Annotated in this window: 3 protein-coding genes; all 3 read right to left on the bottom strand. The window is 68.4% G+C overall.

The genetic code is table 11. The features are described 5' to 3' along the window. Positions 1–157: 157 nt before the first annotated feature. Positions 158–1,327: a glycoside hydrolase family 1 protein gene (locus ACFRCR_RS18010; RefSeq protein WP_377679493.1), complete on the bottom strand. Its 1,170-nt coding sequence runs from the start codon at positions 1,325–1,327 to the stop codon at positions 158–160. A gap of 11 nt (positions 1,328–1,338) precedes the next feature. Further along, positions 1,339–2,229, bottom strand: coding sequence for a carbohydrate ABC transporter permease (locus tag ACFRCR_RS18005; protein WP_191796738.1), 891 nt, complete (start codon positions 2,227–2,229; stop codon positions 1,339–1,341). Position 2,230: 1 nt separating this feature from the next. Beyond that, on the bottom strand, positions 2,231–3,088 hold an 858-nt coding region (locus ACFRCR_RS18000; RefSeq protein ID WP_377679490.1), incomplete at its 5' end, for a carbohydrate ABC transporter permease.

Genomic DNA, 3,088 nt, shown 5'->3' with positions numbered 1-3,088 from the left:
GTCGTGATGGGCTCCATCACGACCACAACCTCGTTCTCGACCAGTGGGTCGCGGCCAGCGGGTCGCGGCCAGGGGGTCGCGGCCAGCGGCCAGCGGCGACCGGTCGGCGTTCGGCCGGCGTTCGGCCGTCGGTCGGCGCCGCGGGCACGCCTCCGGCTCAGTCGTCGAGCGAGACCTCGCCGCGGGCGACGGACCCGAGCCAGGCGAGGCTCGGCTTGGGGAGGCGCTCGAACGTCTCCGGGTCCCAGCCGATGAGACCGAAGGTCGGCGCGAAGGAACCCCACTCGTAGTTGTCGAGCAACGACCAGTGGAGGTAGCCGATCAGGGGCAGGCCCGCGTCGACCTCGGCACGCAGGGCGCGCAGGGCGTCACGGGTGTAGTCGATGCGTCGCGAGTCGTCGGCCGTCGCGATGCCGTTCTCCGACACCAGCACGGGCAGTCCCGTGATCTCGTGGCCGAGCCGCGCCGCCTCGGCGATGGCGGGCGGGTAGTACTCCCAGCCCGTGAGGGTCTTCTCTGCGTCTTCGGGTGCGGGGAGCGGCCCGTCGACCGTGATGCGGGTGCGGGTGTAGGCCTGCACGCCGATGAAGTCGTCCCCCCGCGCGGCTTCGAGGAAGACGGTCTCGCGCGGGTACGCGTACTCCCGCAGGACCTCCTCGGCACCGGGGTCCGCGAAGAACTGCTGCGGGGCGACGGGCCAGCCCACGGGGACGCCCACGGTGCGGACGAGCTCGACCGCTCGGCGGTGCGCCGCGATGAGGTTCTCGGTCGCGACCGGGTCGGGCGCGTGCATGGTGCCCGCCTGGAGCTGCTCGGCGCCCTTGGCCGCCGTGATCATCATGGCGAGGATGTTGGGCTCGTTGATCGTGAAGACGTGCGAGGCGGCGTCCAGCAGCGGGAGCACGCGCTCCACGTAGCGGGCGAAGCGCTCGACGGACCGCGGGTCGGTCCATCCGCCGTCCTCGACGAACCACCGGGGGGACGTGAAGTGGTGCAGCGTGACGAGCGGCGTGACGCCGTGGTCGAGGCAGCACTGGATCATGCGGCGGTAGTGGTCGAGCTCGGCCCGGGAGAACAGGCCCTCGGCGGGCTCGATGCGAGCCCACTCGAGCGAGAAGCGGTAGGACGTCAGGCCCGACTCGGCCAGGAGCCGGATGTCCTCGGCGTAGCGGTGGTAGCTGTCCGCGGCGTCTCGCGACGGCTCGGAGAGGGTCGAGTCGGCCGCGACCTCGCGTGCCCACCAGTCGCTGTTGACGTTGTTGCCCTCGATCTGGTGGGCGGCCGTCGCGGCGCCCCAGACGAAGGGGTCGGGGAAGGTGAGGGGCATGGGGGAATCTCCTACTTGATGCCGGTCATGGCGATGCCCTGCACGAAGTAGCGCTGCAGGAACAGGAAGAGGATCAGGATCGGGGTCACGACGAGCACCGAGCCCGCCATCAGCAGGCCGTAGTAGGTGCCGTTGGACCCGACCGAGTAGAGCGAGAGCGCCACCGGGAGGGTGTACATGTTCTCGGTCTGCGCGACGACGAGCGGCCACAGGAAGTTGTTCCACGAGCCGAGGAACGTGAGGATGCTCAGCGTCGCGAGCGGCGGCCCGCACTGGGGCAGGACGATCTTGAAGAAGATGCGGAACTCGCCCGCGCCGTCGATCCGGGCGGCCTCGATGAGCGCGTCGGGGATCCCGAGGATGAACTGGCGCATGAGGAACACGCCGAGCGGTCCCGCGAGGAACGGCAGGACGAGCGCCGGATAGGTGTTGACCAGCCCCATGTTCGACACCAGGACGAACATCGGCACCAGCGTGACGACGCCCGGGACCATGAGGGTCAGCATGACGAGCGCGAACAGCACCTTCTTGCCCGGGAACCGCATCTTCGCGAGCGCGTACCCGACCATCGAGCAGAAGACGATGTTGCCGAGCACGACGGCGACGGCGACGACGATCGAGTTGGTGAAGAACTGGCCGTAGTTGAGCTGCGACAGCCACTTCTCGTAGTTCTCGAGCGTCGGGTTCTCGGGCCACCACGTGATGGGCCGCTGGAGGAGCTCACCCTGCGTCTTGAAGCTGCCGAGCAGCATCCAGATGAACGGCATCAGCGTCAGCAGGAGCCCGACGACGAGCGCGGTGTACGTGGCGCCGCGCGACCAGCGGATCGGACGGCGGGCGCGACGCGGCGCGGGGCTGGTTCCTGTCGGTGCCGGTGCGACCTTCGAGGACGTGAGGGCCATGTCAATCCTCCTTCGACCGCAGCAGGCGGAACTGGACGGCCGCGAGGGCGGCGATCAGGGCGAAGAGCACGTACGCAGCCGCGGACGCGAACGCGTAGTTTCCGTAGCCGAACTGGTTGTAGACGTAGTAGCTGATGGTCAGCGTGGAGTTGACCGGCCCGCCCTTGGTCATGACGAACGGCTCCTCGAAGACCTGCAGGAAGCCGACGGACAGCAGGACCGCACCGAGCAGCAGGGTCGGACGCATGAGGGGGACCGTCATGGAACGGAAGCGGCGCCAGGCGCCGGCACCGTCGACCTCGGCTGCCTCGTAGACGTCCCGCGGGATGGCCTGGAGACCGGCGAGGAAGATGATCATGAGCGTGCCCATGTTGCGCCAGGCGGCCATGACGATGATCGAGGGCATGGCCCAGGTGCTGTCATTCAGCCAGTCGGGGCCGTTGATGCCGACCCAGCCGAGCACCGTGTTGACGAGGCCGGAGTCCTGGAGGATGAACCGCCAGACGACTGCCACGGCGACGATCGAGGTCACGACGGGGGTGTAGAAACCGACGCGGAAGACGCTGCGGAACTTCTCGATGCCCGAGTTGAGGGCGACCGCGAGGGCGAGGCCCAGCGCCATCGTCAGCGGGATGCCGACGACCACGAAGAAGAACGTGTTGACCAGCGCCTTGCGGAAGAGCTCGTCCTGGAAGACCTGGGCGAAGTTGTCCAGCCCGACGAAGTTCACCGCGAAGGGTGTCTTGATGTCACGGACCGTGAGGTCCGAGAACGACATGCCGAACGACGCGAGCAGCGGTCCCAGCATGAAGACCGAGAAGACCGCGACGAACGGCAGTGCGAACAGCCAGGCGACGAC

Origin of the sequence: Oerskovia sp. NPDC056781 (assembly GCF_042789955.1) — a bacterium.
Taxonomy (GTDB): domain Bacteria; phylum Actinomycetota; class Actinomycetes; order Actinomycetales; family Cellulomonadaceae; genus Oerskovia; species Oerskovia rustica.
The sequence above is the reverse complement of the archived record's forward strand: the minus strand, read 5'-3'. Positions and strand labels throughout refer to the sequence as shown.

Excerpts from the sequence above, each read along its gene's own strand:
- ACFRCR_RS18010 (WP_377679493.1), bottom strand. The coding sequence starts at position 1,327 with ATGCCCCTCACCTTCCCCGACCCCTTCGTCTGGGGCGCCGCGACGGCC.
- ACFRCR_RS18005 (WP_191796738.1), bottom strand. The coding sequence starts at position 2,229 with ATGGCCCTCACGTCCTCGAAGGTCGCACCGGCACCGACAGGAACCAGC.